Origin of the sequence: Asticcacaulis aquihabitans, from assembly GCF_032490435.1 — a bacterium.
GTDB lineage: Bacteria > Pseudomonadota > Alphaproteobacteria > Caulobacterales > Caulobacteraceae > Asticcacaulis.
On the sequence record NZ_JAVGWM010000002.1, the window covers coordinates 778,252 to 796,548 of the forward strand.

The following is an 18,297-nucleotide window of genomic DNA, read 5'->3' on the forward strand; positions in this document are numbered from 1 at the left end:
AGAAGAACGCGTTTGGACGCGAATTCCTCCATGGCGTTGAAATTAAATCTTTAAAAGGTCTTTCGGAGCTGGACGCTGAGGGTGCGTCCATATTGATGGATTTCCTGTGGCCGGTCTTTCGTCATGGCGAATGCATATCGCGTTGTATTCAGCAGGTTCACCGCTTCCACGTTGATGGTGGTGCGGGCATCGATTTCAAGGCTGGCGGACCCGTCAAGCGACCCGAAACTGTCGGTATAGGAAGGCGCCTGAATGGAGCTGCCGACGGAACTGAGATAGCGGTCGCGCCAATAGTAGCCAAGCCTGATCATCAGGCGGTCGTCTTCGTAGAAGCCGACCAGATTATAGGTCGACCGCGACATGCCGGTCAGCGCGTCATGTATCCTCAGGGTGCCAGAGGCATAGTCCGCCTTCACGTCTAAAAGGGTAAAGGTGGCTTGAACGCCCAGGTGGTTCCATGGCTTGGGTAGCCTGTCGAAGGTCCGATTATAGGCGCCTTCTATCCCTACGACACTGGCGCGGCCACCGTTGACCGTGGTTGACAGGAGAATGTCACCGTGTCCGGGGATCGAAATGTGGGTGTTTTCGCGCGTGATGTAGGCGTCAAAGCGACGGCCGAACACGGCGACCGTCAGGGCTGAGGAGGGCGACGGGTACAATTCCAGCCCCGTGCTGACGTCGGTAGCCAGGAAAGGACGCAGGTACGGATTGCCGCCCTGGCCGGTTGCCGCATCGTTGGAAATGGTCAGGCGGGGGGCAGAGTCGATTATATTGGGGCGTGACATGACGCGAGCGGCTGACAGCCGCATAATGACGCCGGGTCTTAAGACCATACGCAGGTTGGTGCTGGGCAAGGTGGCGCTATAGTGGAAGCGGTACCGTACGGGCAGGGCCTGGTCACCGACAAGCGCGGCGCCTTCGGACATTTGCAGGGTATCGACGTGACGTGCGCCGATATTGCCCGTAACCGGCTTTCCCCACAGTTGAAACCGCCAGTCGCTACGAACGAAACCGGCCCAGATACGCTCATCCACACTGAACGAACCTGTAGCGTCTGTCGCTGTCGGCGCCTGAGCCATGACGTCGGGTGTCATAAGGCGATCGAAGAAGGCGGTCGCCGAGGGAACGACCCAATTGCGCGGGGTGTCCCCTGGGATATTTTTGAGAAAGGTTGGCGATAGGCCGGCATCGAAGCTGTCAGCCCCCAAGGCATCAATGCCTAAGCCAACCAGGTCGTAGAGTTTCCAGTCGCGACGAGTATATTCGCGGTTATGATGATGATATTGCTGGCCAAATTGCAAGCGACTTAAAGCGCCATCGAAACTGCGCGATAGGTCGTAGCTCAATGCCTCGTCGCTATCGAGCGCGTCCTTTGTGGCATAATCGAATCTCTGTCCGACATAGACCTTGGGGTCGGTATAGTCGATGGGCGTGAGCAGGCTTGGCACCGTCCTGCCGCCGCCGGAAAAGTCGTAGGTAAGGGGGGCGAAAAAGGCGACGCGTGACCGCGCCGTGCCTCGGCCCGGCGGATGATAGCTGTGTGCGCGCGACAGATCGGCGGATATGTTGGCTGACCAGCTACCCGAGCGCCAATGATGTTTGATGTGGCCCAGCAGCAGGTCGAACCGGTTCAGGCTGGTTTCGCGCGATGCCATAAACCGTACCGTGTCGATACGCCCCTTGATCGCCGTGTTGTCGACGATGGTCGCGGTGCCGGGCACGAAGGTCGGCGTGGCCAGGCTTTGGTCGTCGGGATAGATGTCCAGCCCCATTTCGTCGTAGGCGACGTCCAATCGGGTCGCGAGAAAGCTGACTTCGGTTTCGTTATGCTCATCGGGTCGCCACTGCACAGAACCAAACAGAGTGCTATGCCGTCGGTCCTCGATCTCAATCGTCGGGCGCGTGCGGGTCGGTGTGTAGATGCCAGGGCCCAGAACCGAAGTAAATTGATCCTGGTTCCAGCCGTAGCTGTAAAAACGGTCGTTGCGGACCCTCTGGCGGTCTGTAATGAGGCTGACCAGCAGGCCAAAATGTCGGTCAGGTGTCGTCCATGCAGACATGAGCTGGAGGGCCGGGCTAGCGTCGCGGGCGCGATCATTGTGACTTATGCGTAGGCTTGTCAGCCCTCTGAAGGTCTGTCCTTGCGGAACGACATCGAAGGGACGCAGGGTATGCATGTTGATGTCGCCGCCCATGGCACCTTCTTCCATGTCCGGAGTCGGTGTTTTGACCACATCGACCCGGCTGACGAGTTCGGCGGGGAGGATGTCGAAGCGAAAATCACGGCCGCGCACACCAGCGTTTTCAATCAATTCGGTGGCGGCCAGTGTGTGGCCGTCGAGCTCGACGTTCTGGAACTGGGGCCCCATGCCCCTGACGCTAACATACAGACCTATGCCGCGCTGGCGTTCCAGACTGACCCCAGTCACCAGTTGCAGGGCTTCGGCGACGTTGCGCGCCGGATATTTGGCGATGTCTTCTGCATCTATAACATCGACCGTGTAGTCGGCGCGTCGTTTGACGTCGCCCGCTCTGACCAGGCTCTGACGATAGGATCTGACGATTATGGGCGGCAGGTCCGGCTCCGGTGGCGGCGTGACAGCGGCGGGTTGAGATGGCGGTTTGTAGACGACGATAACGTCGGACGCGACGCGGCGGTAGGACAGGCCGTAGGGCGTGAGAAGGGATTTCAGTCGGTCGTCTAGGCCACCTACTTTGTCATGCTTGCAGGTCAGCCCTTTGACGAGGTGGGGCTGAAAAACGATCTGAACGTGATTGGCTATACCTAAGTCGATAAGGCCGGCCCCCAGGTCCTGCCGGGCAGGCATTGGTTCGGTCGGTTTCGCCGCGGCTGAGCCTGCGGCCATGATAAGGCTCAGGGTTAGCAGAGCCAGATGCCGAAGGCTCGGTTTTGCTGCCATCGGCGCCCGGACCGACGGGAGATCGTAGCGCTTAAGCGATGATCTGCGCATCATGCGAACCTCAGGCCAATCGCAAGGGAGTTACTTGGCGCGACAAACCAGATTGCGATGACAGTTTGATGACTTAAGCCACGCCTATGGTCGCTGCTGGCCTTTATCTAGGGGGGCGATCTCGTGAAACCCGCTTTTCCTTTTTCGGCGTTTGACGTATGCGTAAAGGTAAACACAAAAAAGGGCAGGGATAATGATCAGATCCGTTCTATTGGCCGCAGTGGCCGTCCTGGGGCTGGCAGGGAGCGCAATGGCGGAACCGATCGCGGCCACGCCGGCCGAACAGGTGCAACTGGACGCGTTGCATCAACCGGAAGACTGGTTCGTTTCGCACCTGAAAGGGCCACGCGAAGCAGCCAATGGCGCCACTCTGGATGCGCGCCTCCAATATGTCTTGGAAACCGTTACCCGCCCCGCCTCTGCACCGGCCGTTCAGGCCTATCTGCGCAACAGCTATGCCACGCCGCAAGGCCGGACCGCCGCACGCATGGCGCTTGATCGCTATTGGGCATTGCGCACCCTGGAGACGGCCGCGATGCAGAGCGTGTCCGATGAGAGTGTCACGGGCCGCGCTGGCGATGGTATCGCTGTGCGCATCTACCGGCCGAAGTCGACCGAAAAGCGGCTGCCTGTTCTAGTCTACTACCATGGCGGCGGCTTCATGTTCGGCGGTATTGAAGGCTGGGACCGCGCCATGCGCCTGATTGCCAACGAAGGGCAGGTTGTGGTTGTGTCCGTTGCCTATCGGCTGGCCCCAGAGCATCCGTATCCCGCTGCCTGGAATGATGCCGAAGACGCCTATGAGTGGACGCGCTTGCATATCCGTGCGTTCGGCGGAGACGCCCGGGCTGTTGCGGTTGGGGGAGATAGCGCGGGCGGCACCCTGGCCATATCGGTCGCCCTGCGAGCGGCGAAGGCGAAAAAGACCGTTCCATCGGCTCTGCTGCTCTACTACCCGGGCGTCGACCGCGAGGGTGTTTATCCTTCGATGAAGACCTTTGGGACGGGCTATGGTTTGGATGCGGATGCGCTCGCCTACCTGGCCGGTCTGGTCTATCCGGCGGGGACGGCGACGACATCGGCGGATACCTCGCCCATGCAGGCGGACCTGTGTCCGATTCCGCAAAGCCTGATCGTGACGGCGGGGTTCGATCCGTTGAGCGGCTCGCAACTGGCCTTTGCCGCGCGCCTGAAAGACAAGGGACGCCCGGTCGAGGTGAGGACCTACGGCACCTTGATACATGCCTTCCTGCAAACCACCGGTTACGTGCCCGATGCGGCCGCCGCGGCCACTGAGACGGCGCATCGGTTCGGCGAGATAGTTCGCCACCCTGCCAAGGGACGGACCTGCAGATAGAAACGCGGGCGACGCCTGGCGTTTAGTCGTTGGCGGCGGCTGTAAATCCGCGCGCAAAGAAGGTGACCAGATGGCGGTAAGCGTCATGGGCGTCGGCAGAATGGCATAAGCCGTGCGACAGGTGGTCGATACGGCCTGTATCGGCCATGGTCAGGGTCAGGGCGCCCGTCAGGAAATGATAGGCCCAATAGAGTTCACGTTCCTTGGCATGGGGCAGAGCGATCCGGAGCGCGCTTATGAGCTTGGCTATGAGTTCGTCAAAATGGGTGCTCATCATTTCGGCGAACACGGCAGACGAATTGACCTGGGCGACAAGCCGGCAATAGTTGCGCCAACCTGGGTCGCTGCTGGCCTGGGCCTCCAGAACCGGTTGGATGAAGGCGTGCAGAATATCTTCGACCGACGGCCGTCCATCGCCGGCTGCCGCGATAACGGCGTCGATGCCGGCGCCGCGCGCTTCGTTCAATACCTCGGCGCGGCGATGGAAGACGGCGTCGAACAGGCCGCGTTTCGAGCCGAAATAATAGTTGGGAAGTGCCACATCGACCTCGGCCATTTCGGCGACCTGACGCACCGTCACGCCATAGAAGCCGCGCGATGAAAACAGCTCCTCAGCCGCATCAAGCAAGCGACGCCGGCGCTGCGGCGATTCCTTCGGTGCCGCCACTTTTCTGGCAGCGGGCGTCTTCTGGAAACTGGAATCGGCATGCGGCAAATCGAAAATTCCTTATGAACTCAGCCACACGCGTGCGGCCGACGGTTCAGTGTCGTCAAATACGACGTCTTTGTGACTGTGTGGCATGGATAGGCGAGCGTCGTCAAATTCAACAGATGTTGAACTTTGTGTTGACATTCAACGCTTGTTGAAAAATACTCAAACGACAAAAAGCCGGACACAGAGCCGGTATAGGGACGGGAAGCTCGAAACGGGTCAGCGCGTAAGCGCCGAGCCTTTGGCGTTTTCATCCCGAAGGTCGGGGGTGAAAACAGGATGACGGACTTTTCCGATATCTATTATGCCAGCAGCGATGGACGCCTGCCGCTCTACGCCCGCGACTACGGGCTGCCGCAGCCAGGGTCGCTGCAGACGGCGCCCGCTATACTTTGCCTGCACGGTCTGACGCGTAACAGCGCTGATTTCCATGACCTGGCCATGCATCTCAAGAGGCGCTACCGCGTCATCTGCGCCGATCAACGCGGGCGCGGCCGGTCGCAATGGGACCCTGATGTCACCAATTATCAGCCATTGATCTACGCGGCGGATATGGTTCGCCTGCTCGACTATCTGAGCCTCGACCGCGTCATCGTGATCGGCACGTCCATGGGCGGCCTGATGGCGATGATACTGGGCACGACGGCCCGTACCAGGCTCGCGGCGGTCGTCATGAATGATGTCGGTCCCGAACTCGACCCCGCCGGACTGGAGCGGATAGCCAGCTATACGGGCAAGACCCCGCCGGCCGCCAATTGGGCGCAAGCCGCCGAACTGGCGAAAATGACCAATGGTGTCGCCTTTCCCAATTATGGTCCTGACGACTGGATGGCGTTTGCTCACCGTCTTTACGCGGAAAATGCCGAGGGTGTGCCGGTTCTGGCCTATGACCCGGCTATATCGGGAGGGCTGAAAACCGATACACAAACGCCTGTGGTGCCGCCCGATCTGTGGGCGATGTGGGAGGCGCTGGCTGGCTTGCCGATCCTGGCCATTCGCGGGGCGCTGTCCGATCTGCTCAGCGCACGGACCTTGGAAAAGATGGCGCAGCGTCATGACGGCTTGAAGACGGTCACTGTTCCAAACCGGGGGCATGCGCCCATGCTGGATGAGCCCGAAGCGATTGCGGCCATTGATGCCTTTCTTGCGGAGCTGCGAGTATCCGCATGAATACACAAGCTTTTCTCAATGGACGCACCGCTCTGATCACCGGCTCTGTTCAAGGTATCGGCCTAGCCATCGCCACCGCTATGGCGACGGCCGGTGCACGCGTCGCCCTCCATGGCCTGGCCGCGCCTGAGCAGGTCGAGGCGGCGATCGAGATCATGCGCCAGGCGGGCGCGCCCGACGTTCGTTTTTTCCCTGGGGATCTGCGGGACGCTGGCGCCATCACTGGGCTCATGACGGCTGTGTCGCAATGGACGGGCGGACAGGGTGGTCCCGATATCCTCATCAACAACGCAGGCATACAAAAGACAGTCAGTTTTTCGGAGATCACGGATGATATCTGGACCGATCTGATTACAGTCAATTTGACCGGCGCCTTTCGCACCATGCGCTTGGCATTGCCTCAAATGGCCCGGCGCGGATACGGGCGGGTCATCAATATTGCCTCGGTTCACGGACTGGTCGCTTCGACCGACAAGGGCCCCTATGTTGCCGCCAAGCACGGCCTGATCGGTTTGTCCAAGGTTGCCGCCCTGGAATATGCCCGCGCCGGAACGCGTGACAGCGGTGGCGTCACCGTCAACTGTATCTGTCCAGGCTGGACCGAAACGGCATTGATCGAACCCCAGATACTCAGCCGGGCCGCAAGCCTTGGTGGGGATCGGGTTGCAGGCATCGCCAGTTTGCTGGCCGACAAGCAGCCGACGCAGCGTCTGTCCGCGCCGTCTGAAATTGGCCTGTTGTCTTTGTGGCTGACGTCGCCTTTGGCGCACAATATTACCGGTACCGCCATTCCGATCGATGGGGGGTGGACCGCGCAGTGAGCATTTTTCCTTTTGCTGGTAGCAATACACTGCTTTCGTATTAGCTTAGTGGCATAAAAATCGTTTTTAAAATGTAGAAATGAAAATGCACTCGTGTATTTTCACGTATATCTGCGTTCGTAAAATCAATTAGTGCTCTGTTGTTGTAAAATTGCCGCTTTATTTACTATAGTTTTGGCGATCGTTTCTAAAATTACGTTTTATCTTTACACAAAGAAAAACTGAATACACCTTACAAATATGCGGTGAGACACATGAGAAGCGCACCGCTTACAGGGAACCGAACCATGAAATCGAATCTCAAGCTTGCCTTGCTTGCTGGGGTGGCCTCCTCCAGCCTCATTCTGTCGCCTGCCGCTTTCGCGCAGGCCGCGGCCCCAAGCGCCGCACCCGCCGACGATACCGTGACAGTCGTCGTATCTGCCCGCCGTCGCGAAGAGTCGCTAAAGGACGTGCCCGTCGCGGTCACGTCCTATTCGGCGGAAAAACTGGGCCGCACCGGCGCGCCCGACATTACTTCCTTGCAGCAGACCACGCCGAACCTGACTTTGCAGGTGGCGCGCGGCTCGAACTCGACCCTCATCGCCTTCATTCGGGGCGTCGGTCAGCAAGATCCCTTATGGGGCTTCGAACCCGGCGTCGGGCTTTATGTCGACGACGTTTATATTGCGCGTCCGCAGGGCGCCGTGCTGGATATCTATGATGTGCAGCGTATCGAAGTGCTGCGCGGGCCGCAGGGCACCCTATACGGGCGCAACACCATTGGCGGCGCGGTCAAGTATGTGACCCGTCCGTTGGGACGCAAGCCGACCTTCAATGCCAAGGTCAATCTCGGTTCGTACAATCAGCGCGATCTGATCCTGTCGGGAGCCTTGCCACTGACGGACAGCCTGACCGTCGGCGCCGCTGTGGCGAGCGAAAAGCACGATGGCTATGGTAAAAACCTCCTCACGGGCGCTCAGCAATATGACAAGGACGTAACTGCCTATCGCATCAGCGCCGATTATCATCCGAACGAGCAGTTTTCGGCGCGGCTGGCCTATGACAACTTCACCGACAACTCCTCGCCTAAGCAGGGCCACCGTGAAGTCACGGCCAAGAATGCCTTTGGCGGTACCCTCTATACCGGCGCGAACGCCTACCTCGGCCTGCCAACCGCCAGCGTTTACGATACCTATGCCGGCATTGGCGACAAGAACAAGGTGACCAATGAGGGCGCCTCGGCGACCCTGGCCTATAAATTCAACGACACCTGGACCGTCAAATCGATTTCTGCAGTCCGCAAGGGCCGTACCGATACCCTTATTGACTTCGATGGGACGCCGAAGAACGCGCTCGACGTTCAGGCCTATTATGCCGACACTCAGGTGACGCAGGAATTGCAGACCATCTACTCCGGTCAGCACTGGAACACGGTGGCCGGGCTCTTCTATCTCAACTCGACCTCGGAAGGCGCCTTCGACACGATCTTGGGCACCTATGACGCCTATGCCGCGTTGGGGCCGGTCTATGCGAAGTTCGCCAACGGCCTCACTGCGCTGACCCAAGGCAAGGTGCGGACCCAGTCCTGGGCCTTCTTCTTCGACTCCAGCATCAAGGTCAACGACAAGCTGTCCTTCTCGGTCGGGGGGCGCTACACCGAAGATCACAAGACCGGCTCTGTCTACAAGGCCAATTATTATGGCCCGCACAGCCCGGCATTCGGCGGCACGGTGTTCCTGACGGCGGCACCGGACCTGAAAACGAACTATACAAATCAGCGCACCTTCTCGGCCTTCACGCCGCGCCTGTCCCTGTCCTACGCCTTTACGCCGGCCGTAACGGGCTATGCATCTGTCTCGAGCGGGTTCAAGTCAGGTGGCTTTGATATGCGCGGCGACGCCTCGGTTACGCCGTCGACGGTCAACGGGTACAAGCCGGAGCATGTCACCACCCAGGAAGCCGGCCTCAAGGGCTCGATCTTTGACAACCGTCTGAACTTCTCGGCGGATATCTTCTCATCGAAATATACCGATGTGCAGATCACGCGCCAGACGACCGTCGGTACGACCGTCGCCTCCCAGGTTGAAAATGCCGGCAAGGCGTCGATCAAGGGCGCCGAGTTCGAAGGCACGCTTCGCATCACCAACGGCCTCAGCGTTTCGACGTCGATCGGTTACATCGACGCCAAATACGATGAGTTCTTCAGCTACAACGTGACCACGGGTGTGACGACCAATCTGGCCGGCAACGCATCGTTCCAGAACACACCCAAATGGACCAACAGCTTCGGCGCTACCTATCGCACCACGATTGCCGGCGGCCAGTTCGTGATTGCCCCTCAGGCCAGCTACCGTTCCAAGATGCAGATGTTCGAGTTTGCCGTACCGGCGCTCGACCAGAATGCCTTCTGGCTCTATGACCTGGGCGCCAGCTGGACGACGCCGGATGGCCGTTACAAGATCGGCGCTTACGGACGTAACCTGTCCGATGAACGCTATCGCGTCGGCGGATACAACTTCCCGACAGCAGGCTTTGGCAATTCGGTGACCGCCTATTACGGTCCGCCGAAGACCTTCATGGTCTCGCTGGAATACAAATACTAGGTCAATATCCATGAAGCGGCGGTTCGGGCATGGCCTGAGCCGTCGTTTCTGTTATGGCTATACGGCACACGGGTCGGAAAATCACGTATGCATCAGCTTGCCACAAGTCGTGTCTACGACTGGCGTGGTGCGATAGGGGAAAGACATGTCAGACGATACCTCAGGTCCATCCGCCGGACTATCATCCAAGCGGCGTTATTTCGTCCTGTTCATGCTGATCCTGGTCTACATCCTGAATTTTCTCGATCGCCAGATCATTAGTATTCTGGCCGTGCCGATCAAAGCCGAGTTTAACCTCACCGACACACAAATGGGGTGGCTGGGCGGTCTGGCCTTCGGGTCTCTGTATTCCATTCTGGCGATACCGGCGGCGTGGCTCGCGGATCGGTTTTCACGGACCTGGATCATGACTGGCGCGTTGGTCGTCTGGTCCGGCTTCACCGGCTTTTGCGGCCTGGCGACCAATTTCACGCAGTTGTTTATTTCACGCATGGGGGTAGGGGTGGGCGAAGCCGGCGGCGTGGCCCCGGCGTACAGCCTGGTGTCCGACTATTTTCCGCCTAAGTCGCGTGCGCGTGCGCTGGCCATCTATTCATTGGGCATCCCTGTGGGGGCGGCCGCCGGCACCTTCGTCGGCGGATTGCTGGCCTCGGACTGGCGGCGTGCCTTCATTACGGTCGGTATTGCCGGCATCGCGGTTGCACCCTTTTTTCGGCTTTTGGTGCGTGAGCCCAAACGCGCGGCGACCGCTCCTGCCTTGGAAAAGGCCCCCGGCATCCTCACCGTCGCCCGCATTGCGTTTGCCAAGCCTTCCTTCTGGCTTTTAGCCATCGGTGCGGGCTGTTCGTCGCTTGTCGGCTACGGGCTGATGTTCTGGCTGCCGTCGTTCCTGGTGAGATCCTTCCATTTCGCCCTGCCGGAAGCGTCACGTTTCATTGCGACCATAACCCTTGTTGGCGGCGTCATTGGCATGTTGGCCGGCGGTTGGCTCGCCGACAAGCTGGGTCAAAAATCGAAATCGGCCTATCCGCTTATTCCAGCAGCGGCCTTCATTGTTTCGGCGCCCTTGTATGCGCTGGGCGTTTTGGCGGTCACCCCCGAACATGCGTTTTTCCTCTTCCTCGTGCCCCAGGCCCTGGGCTTGATGTGGCTTGGGCCCGTGCTGACCGCCGTTCAGCATCTCGGACCTGCCCGCTCACGCAGTCAGATGTCCGCGTTGTTTCTACTGATCAACAATCTGATCGGGCTCGGTGTTGGCCCCTATTTCTTCGGCAAGATGTCGGACCTCTTCAAACCGGCTTACGGCGCGGATTCCATCAAATACGCCTTTATTTGCGGACTGGCTTTCTACGTGCTGGCCGCCCTCTTGCTGCTTCTGGCCTCTCGCACCTTGAAAAAGGATTGGGTGGATTAGGCGCGCCTGCGTTCACATTTCGCACAGCTCTTAAAGGCAGGGCCGGCCGTATCTCTACGGCCGGCCCCTTGTCGACGGGACGCTGTAATCGGGGTAGATCAGCGACCGACGACAATCACGACAAGGCTGTTGGGCAAAATGGTCGGCCGTCCGGTTTTGGCATCAACCGGGCCTAAGTCCGCCGCAGGCAGATAGATGCGGCCGGTGTCCGCATCGAGGGTTGCCGTACGCGCGCTGGCCTTGGTGTCGACGACATCAATGACATGGGGCACGCCATTGAAGCTGATGACAGTCAACTTGCCATCGGCACTGGGGACATAGCCCAATTTGGCCTTTGCGTCATAAAGCGCCGCATCCGGGCGCGGACCGACAGGAACGGTGGCGACCTCTTCACCTGTATCCGCTTTGCTGATACGCGCGATGCCATTTTGACAGGCGGAGAGAATAAGGCGCTGACCCGGAATGAAGGCGATACCCGAGGGCTCCTCGCAATCCTTGATCAGATGGGTTGCCTTAAGAGTCAGGGTTCGGGCATCGACGACGACAAAGGCGTTCTTGTCTTCCAGGTGGCTGAACACCAGACCTTCACCGTCTACGGCAGCGGCCTCTGCGGCGCCGCCGACGGACACGCGACCAGACAGGGTCTGGGTTTCCAGATCAATAGCGTCCATGGCGCCGCCGGCGTTTGCCATGACGAACGCCTTGCCCGTGACGGGTTCGATGATGGCGGCGTCGGGCTTGGTGTCGGTCTTGATGGTAGCCTTCACCGCGCCGGTATTGGCGTCGTTGATCGTGACGATGTCCGCTTTGCCGTGCGTGATCAAAAGATCGGCGCCACCATTGACCGGTAGAGCGATATGGGCCCCTTTTGCATCCGCCAGGTGAGGCGTTGCCTGGCCGCTTTTCATGGCGAATGCGGAAATGGAGGTGCCGTGAGCGACATACAGTTTTCCGGTGGCGGCATCTTGGGTGATGTAGTCCCAACCGCCATCACCGCCGATCTTGAACTGGTCAATCACCTTGAGCCCGGACGTTTGAGCCGTGACGGGCGTAGAAGATAGAAGGGCTGCCAGGCCGATGATAAGGCCGGATGTCTTGATCATATGCGGATCTTTCTGCTGGGAGTTATTCATAGTCGAAGGCCGTCTTGACTTTTTTAGCACCGGCGCCGGTATAGGTGATGCCGACATAGACCACCTGTCCCGCAATTCTGCGAGTGTAGCGGTCCTGTACAGCCGGTGTGTCAATTACGCGCCGGAATTTCTGACCGTTAAAGGCGTCGGACACGGTTACGACCATGGCCAGGCCCGATTTGATCTGACGGCGATAGCCCATATTTACCGTCAGGACTGGTAGGAGGTAGCCCTGTGCTGTCAACCGCTTGCCGGTGTAGTTGCTGCTGACCTGCCACGTATCGGCAGAGGTCGGCTTGAAATCCAGGCTGGCTTTGAGATTGGCGGCGATATTGGAGCGCGGATGGTCGGCGCCGAAGGCCTGAACATCCAGTTCGTTGTAGAACAGGTTACCGCTCAGATTGTAGCTGAGTTTCGGCGAAAACTTGCCGTTTGCCGTCCCTTCCAGACCGCCGGCCCGGGTGCGGGGGATATTGGTCTTGGTCAGCAGAATGACGTCATCACTGACGACCTGGGTGATTTCGCTGACCGCGTTGCGAGTGTCGCGCCAGAAGGCGGTCGCCGTGTAGGTCAGCGCCGGGGCTTCGTGACTGTAGCCGCCTTCCAGGCTCTGGATTTCGGCGGGCTTGAGGTCCGGATTACCGGCGCGCAGGTTACGGGTGTCCTGATGGTCGGAAAAGGGATTTAGGTCTTCCGGGTCTGGACGCTCGACGCGCTGGCTGTAACTGGCCAACAGTTTGTCGGCCTCGGACAAGCTGTAGCTGACATGCAGCGAGGGATAGGCATGTGTATAGGCGGAGCGATTGGCCAGGTCGCCGGTGATCTGATGGGTTCGTACCCGCGCGCTTTCGACACGCAGGCCGCCGAGTACGTCGAACGGACCCGATTGCGTTTCGTATGTGGCGTATAAGGCCTGAACCGCCTGATAATAGCGAAAGTGATTGGTAATGCTGGGATCGGTATCGTACTGACCAGTTACAGAATCCAGGCGCGTGCCCGCATTATCATAGCCGTTATCGTCACGCGTGAAATCGTAACCCAGTTTCAGCGTGCCGCCATCGGGCATGGGCCGCACGTAGTCGGCGCTCAGGTCGGTTGTCACCAGATCCAGCCCCAGATGCAGGGTGTCATAGCTGTCTGCGGCCGTGGGCAGGGCGTAGACATTGCGGTAAGCGTAGTTTTCCCGCTCACGCGTTATGGTGCGCCGTAGATTGACGCTCAGGGTTTCCCCGTCGCGGGCCAGACGTCGGTCGTAGCTTAGCCCCTGATCGAGGTCCAGCCGCCATTCCTTGCCGTTGCTGTGGCGGGTCGTGGCTTTATCGAGCACGCTTGCGGTATCGTAGGCTTCGTCCTGTTGCTGGAAATAGCGATCGCCATGGCGTTCCATCCACGACAGGCTGGCGCCGATCTTGTCCCGGTCGGTCACATCATAGGCCGCCGTCGTCTTGAGCGCCGCGATCTGACGGCTGATATGTTCGGCGAGGTCGTGATGGCTGACTACCGTTTGCCCGGTGAGGGGATCGATCTGGTGGCGGTCGTCAATAATCTCACGCAACCGCTTGTCGTGCCGCAGACTGGCGCTGCCGGACAGGCTCAATTTGCCTGTGTTCATCGCCATTGTCCCCCCCAGATTATGGCGGCCGCCGGCGCCGAGATATGCCAGCGCTGATCCGGTTGTTCCCGGTTTACGTGCCGTCTTGAGGATGATGTTGATGACGCCTGCGGACCCGTCCGCCTTGAATTCAGCCGATGGATTGGTGACGACCTCGATCCGGTCGATGTCGGACGCCGGAATTTGGCTAAGACCGTCGGCACCGGAGGCGCCCTTTACTTGGCTGGATGGCTTGCCGTTGATCAGAATCGTCACGCCAGGATCACCGCGCAGGCTGACCTGACCATCAGCGTCAACGTCTACCGATGGGACGGTATTCAACAGGTCCGCCGCCGATCCGGAGGTGCTCTGGATATCGCTGTCGGCTTTGTAGACTTTTCGGTCTATGCGACGCACGACCGGCGCGCGCTTGCCTTGGACGACAACGGTTTGGGCGGTGTCGGTATTCGCTGCCTGAGCCTGAGCCTGAGCCTGAGCCTGAGCCTGAGCATAGGCAGGCAGCACCGCGAAGGACAGCGCCGCAACTGCAGGCATGAGGCCCAAGGCCACGGGCAGACGTCTCAAGCTTGCGGAACGCACGATAGCAGAGCGAGACATTACAAATGCAGAATGAGGATGAGGAACGCGATCGGCACTACCACGCCCAAAGCCACCAAAGGCCAGGTCATTTTTCGCATCCGCGCCTGGATGACGAGCAATATGAAGCCACTGATCGAAAAGAGCAGAACCGAAATCGCAAAGACATCAATAAAGTAACGCCAGGCCGGACGGACATTCTTGCCCTTATGCAGGTCGGTCAGAAAGGCGATAGCGCCGCGATCGCTTCGATCCAGAACGAGCCGCGATTTGGCGGGATCGACCGAGATAGTCGTGCGTTTGCCCGGATCGGGGAGGTTTATCGTCACCTTCGCACCCGAGACACGGACCTTGGCGCCCCGCGCGTCCATTCCGAATAGATGGCCAATGTCGTCGGTCGCCTGTGCCGACAGGATCGCCCCGTCCGTCACGCCGCCCAATTCGGCCGCAAGGGCCGAAGATAGGGGGCGTTCGACGCGTGTTGTCACCGGCGCAGTGGCAAGCAGGCCTTCGTTATTCAGAAAGAAGCCGGTCAGGGCGTAAAGGCACAGACAGGTTACGGAAAAAGCCGCCGTAATCCAGTGTATTTGCCGGACGTACATACGCCAAGGCTTGAGTGCGGAAGGAGAGGCCATGAAAAATCGTCACGCGTTGAGGTGAAGCAGGGGTGCCAGACCAAACTGAAGGCAAAATGAAATGGCGCAGATCCAGCCTGAATCTGCGCCATTCTGTTTGAAGCCATGCTTATTGTGTCAGGCCGGCAGCGACCAATTCGGCCTTGGCTGCCGCAAATTCCTGCTGGAACTGCGGGCTGCCCATCATTTCCACGGCTAGACCGGTGGCCAAGGCCTGGCTGGCAACCGTGTCCGATACGAAATGAACGCCGCAGACGACGCGACTGTGGGCGTAGTCCTGCGCCCTGGCGAAAATAATATCGGCCTTCGCCGGCATCAGGTGCGCCAGGATGATGCCGTCTGTGAACCCAAGGGTCGAATGGCCGGACGGATAGCTGGTCGGCGCCTTGCCGAGGGGCGAGGGGACGCATGTCGGGATGGATTGGTCCACTTCGAACGGACGCTTGCGCGCGAAGAAGGTCTTGGCTTTTTTGGTCGCATAGTTCTGGTCGTTCTCGACATGCTTGAACAGGAGGGCCGTGGCGGGCAGCTTGGAGAGGTCAAAGCCAGGCAAGACATTTGAATACAGATTGACCGACTCGTTTTCATCGTCCTCGGCTGCCTGCTTGATGCGTGCGGGCGAACTGGCCTTGACGACGGCGCGAACGATCTCGAGGTCAGCGTGGCTTTCCGCCGAATCCACCTTCGGCGGCGGCGGCAGCAGGGGCGCCGGGTCAAGACGGTCCGGGGAAATGAAGATCGGCTTGAGCGGTGCTTTTACCGCGGGGGCGGGGGCAGCCGTTTCGGCATCGACGGCGCCGGTCAGGACCGACGTGCTCAGGAGTATCGAAACGGTTAAGGCGTGAATCAGGCGCATGGGATGTCCTTGAAAAAGCCGGGACTGGGAAAAGTTCCGGCGTCGCGTTGAGAGTTTAGAACTTGGCGATGAGGGTCAGTTGGGCGTTGCGGCCGACCAGATAGGTGTAGGTATTAAGGAGCGCCGACGTCTTGTCCGTCTTGAGTCCGGTCAGGTCGCGATTGTCCATCAGGTTGTTGATCTGCGCCTTGATGCGATAGCGGCCAAATTCGTAGTTGACCGACAGATCGACCGTATCAAAGGCATTGATCGGAACGGCCTGGGCATTGTCGGCATATTGCTTGCCGACCTGCTTATAGAGCAGCGAACCGGACCATTGACCGCGATGGTAAAGGGCTCCTAAACCCGTGGTTGTCAGCGGCGCACCGGACACCTGCAACCGGGTCACGGCGTCGATGTAGCGGTTGCTCGATCCATTGGCGAAGAGGGTGACGCCGTTATCGAAAGCATAGGAGACCTGACCTTCGAGACCGCTGGCCTTGGCTTTACCGATGTTGATATAGGTGTTCTGCGCGCTGTCGGCGGCCAGAAGGTTGGTCAGGTCTATGCGGTAGACATCAACGTCGACCGCGACGTGGTGCGATTGGTACACCGTGCCGAGCTGGTAGTTGGTGGACAGGGACGGCGAGGCGCTGTTCGACGCAGCATTGATGACATAAAGTGCCGCGATATCCGGCATATACATGCCTTCAGCGAATTGGCCATAGACGGACCAGTTCTTTGCCAGCTTGTAGTTCACCGACAAATTGCTCAGCGTCTTGGTATTCTTGTTGCCGGCGTTCTGGGCCATGCGTGGCGACTTGATCACGTCGGCATTGACGTTGCGCTTCATTGACACAGCCTTGATCCCTGGCGTGATGGTCAGGGCGTCCGTGACATGCCACTCGAAATCAGCGAAGGTCTGGACCTGCCACCAGGATGACCGTTCCTCGTAAGACTTGTAGTTCAACAATGCGTCGGTCGATGTCGTCTTGCAGGTTACGCCGTTATAGACCAGGCAGACCGGCTTTTCACGATAGTCGAACACCGTCCGGCCCAAGGTGGCATCATAGTCGTAGGTGTGGCGGTTGGTCGACGAGGTTTCTAGCCACAGACCCGTATGCAGCACACCAAAGCCGAAATCACGGTTGACGCGGGTGATATTCCCCAACGTCATGTAGTGGTTCTTCTTTTCGTAGCCCAGGATATCGTTGGGATTCGATGGCTTGTTCTTGGTCGCAACGCCGTTGACGGTCAGGGAATTGGTCACGTAGGCGCCAATCGCCGCGGCGGAGTTGTTGATCCCGTCGGCCGAAGACAGGTTGGTCGCGGTATTGGTCGTGTTGTCGTAGTAAATATTATAGGTGGTGTTTTCCAGTTTGAAGCCCGCCGGCAGATCGCCACCAAGCTTGGCGTAGGAAAATACCGTGTGCTTGTTGAACTGGTTGTAGCCGTAATAGGTCGCCTTGGTCGGATCGTTTGAGAGGGCGAAATCCTTGCAGTACAGAGCGGTCTGGGCCTGGGTGCTGCCCGGATTGTCCGACACGTGCCACAGGTTTGCGTTATACATGGCGAACACGGTGAAATTCCATGTCTCGCTGATGGGCAGCGTCCATTTCGTCGTGGCATTGCCGGAATGCATGGATGAATAGGTTTGCGCGCCGTCCGAGCCGTTCATTTGAATGTTGACGAAGCCAGCCAGGTCGTGAAGGGCCTTGATCTTGCCGGTCTGTACAACGGCCACGCTTTGCCATGAATTCCACGAGCCGACCGTTTCGCGCAAGGTGACGCCGAAGTCATCAGCAACCTTGTTGGAAAACATCTTGATATTGCCGCCGTAGTTGGCTTGGCCGATATCGCCGACTGAGCCCGGGCCGCGATCGACGATCACCGCGCCGACTGTCGAGGCAGGGAAAAACGAATTGGAATGGTGAGTCGGGTTGTTGCTGTCGCCCCAGGGAATGCCTTCGAAGGTCACATTATAGTTGCCGTCCTTGAACCCGCGCAGGGTAACCTTGCTTTCGCCGAAGCCTGGTCCGTTATTCGATCCCGCCGATGCTGCAGACGGCGTGATATTGGCGATCGTAGTGAAGTCGCCGGTTTCCGGAGTGGAGGTTTCGATGAACGGACGCGAAACAATCGATTGTGGTTCGCCCTGATCGAGCGATGCTTTGGAGGGCGACGTCGCGGCGGCGCGTGACCGTTCAGCCCGGATGATGACGGTCTTCACCTGTTCATCGGAAACATCCGTATTGTCCTGAGGCTTGGCCTCCTGGGCGTAGGCATGTGCGCCCATGGCGGTCGCGAGCAGGGTGGTGGTTAGGAAAGCGGTGCGCAGCGTGCGGTGACGCAGGTTCGTGTACATGTGTAATGCCCCTTGGTTACGACATCCTGGTCCGCCCGAATGGGGAGGAGGCAGCCGGTGTCTTGCGGCGGGCAATAGCAATCGATTGTGACGGTGCTGTTATTGTTGTG

Annotated in this window: 12 protein-coding genes; 5 read left to right on the forward strand and 7 right to left on the reverse strand. The window is 59.1% G+C overall.

All coding sequences use genetic code 11. The features are described 5' to 3' along the window. Window positions 1-50: 50 nt before the first annotated feature. Window positions 51-2,975 (reverse strand): TonB-dependent receptor, encoded by a 2,925-nt coding sequence (locus RCJ00_RS10020; RefSeq protein ID WP_316221724.1) that lies wholly within the window; start codon window positions 2,973-2,975, stop codon window positions 51-53. Between the two features lie 190 nt (window positions 2,976-3,165). Here RCJ00_RS10020 and RCJ00_RS10025 point away from each other — a divergent pair, with 190 nt between their 5' ends. Beyond that, the gene (locus tag RCJ00_RS10025; RefSeq protein ID WP_316221726.1) at window positions 3,166-4,329 is read left to right on the forward strand and encodes an alpha/beta hydrolase; all 1,164 of its coding nucleotides are present in this window, start codon (window positions 3,166-3,168) and stop codon (window positions 4,327-4,329) included. 22 nt (window positions 4,330-4,351) lie between these two features. Here the strand turns inward: RCJ00_RS10025 and RCJ00_RS10030 are convergent, their stop codons facing one another. Next, a complete protein-coding gene (locus RCJ00_RS10030; RefSeq protein ID WP_316221727.1) occupies window positions 4,352-5,044 on the reverse strand; it encodes a TetR/AcrR family transcriptional regulator in 693 nt (230 codons plus the stop codon). A 276-nt stretch (window positions 5,045-5,320) separates the two neighbouring features. On the opposite strand from RCJ00_RS10030, the gene RCJ00_RS10035 reads away from it, so the two are divergent. The 4 genes from RCJ00_RS10035 (at window position 5,321) to RCJ00_RS10050 (ending at window position 11,031) form a co-directional block, all read left to right on the forward strand. Next, entirely contained in the window at window positions 5,321-6,211 is an 891-nt protein-coding gene (locus RCJ00_RS10035; RefSeq protein ID WP_316221728.1) for an alpha/beta fold hydrolase, read from the forward strand. Then, window positions 6,208-7,032: an SDR family NAD(P)-dependent oxidoreductase gene (locus RCJ00_RS10040; protein ID WP_316221729.1), complete on the forward strand. Its 825-nt coding sequence runs from the start codon at window positions 6,208-6,210 to the stop codon at window positions 7,030-7,032. The genes RCJ00_RS10035 and RCJ00_RS10040 overlap by 4 nt, the downstream gene beginning before the upstream one ends. 287 nt (window positions 7,033-7,319) lie before the next feature. Then, window positions 7,320-9,617, forward strand: coding sequence for a TonB-dependent receptor (locus tag RCJ00_RS10045; protein WP_316221730.1), 2,298 nt, complete (start codon window positions 7,320-7,322; stop codon window positions 9,615-9,617). A gap of 145 nt (window positions 9,618-9,762) precedes the next feature. Next, complete coding sequence (locus RCJ00_RS10050) at window positions 9,763-11,031, forward strand: spinster family MFS transporter (protein ID WP_316221731.1); 1,269 nt, start codon at window positions 9,763-9,765, stop codon at window positions 11,029-11,031. A 98-nt stretch (window positions 11,032-11,129) separates the two neighbouring features. Here RCJ00_RS10050 and RCJ00_RS10055 read toward each other — a convergent pair whose 3' ends face one another. From RCJ00_RS10055 to RCJ00_RS10075, 5 genes are all read right to left on the reverse strand, one after another. Then, a complete protein-coding gene (locus RCJ00_RS10055; RefSeq protein WP_316221732.1) occupies window positions 11,130-12,134 on the reverse strand; it encodes a YncE family protein in 1,005 nt (334 codons plus the stop codon). Window positions 12,135-12,156: 22 nt separating this feature from the next. Beyond that, window positions 12,157-14,310 carry a TonB-dependent receptor domain-containing protein gene (locus RCJ00_RS10060; protein WP_316221733.1) on the reverse strand — a complete coding sequence of 718 codons (2,154 nt, stop codon included), beginning with the start codon at window positions 14,308-14,310 and terminating at the stop codon, window positions 12,157-12,159. 62 nt (window positions 14,311-14,372) lie between these two features. Beyond that, window positions 14,373-14,987 carry a PepSY-associated TM helix domain-containing protein gene (locus tag RCJ00_RS10065; protein WP_316221734.1) on the reverse strand — a complete coding sequence of 205 codons (615 nt, stop codon included), beginning with the start codon at window positions 14,985-14,987 and terminating at the stop codon, window positions 14,373-14,375. Window positions 14,988-15,096: 109 nt separating this feature from the next. After that, window positions 15,097-15,843 carry a phosphatase PAP2 family protein gene (locus RCJ00_RS10070; RefSeq protein WP_316221735.1) on the reverse strand — a complete coding sequence of 249 codons (747 nt, stop codon included), beginning with the start codon at window positions 15,841-15,843 and terminating at the stop codon, window positions 15,097-15,099. A 55-nt stretch (window positions 15,844-15,898) separates the two neighbouring features. Then, window positions 15,899-18,187, reverse strand: a complete 2,289-nt coding sequence (locus RCJ00_RS10075) for a TonB-dependent receptor (RefSeq protein WP_316221736.1) — start codon at window positions 18,185-18,187, stop codon at window positions 15,899-15,901. Window positions 18,188-18,297: the final 110 nt, after the last annotated feature.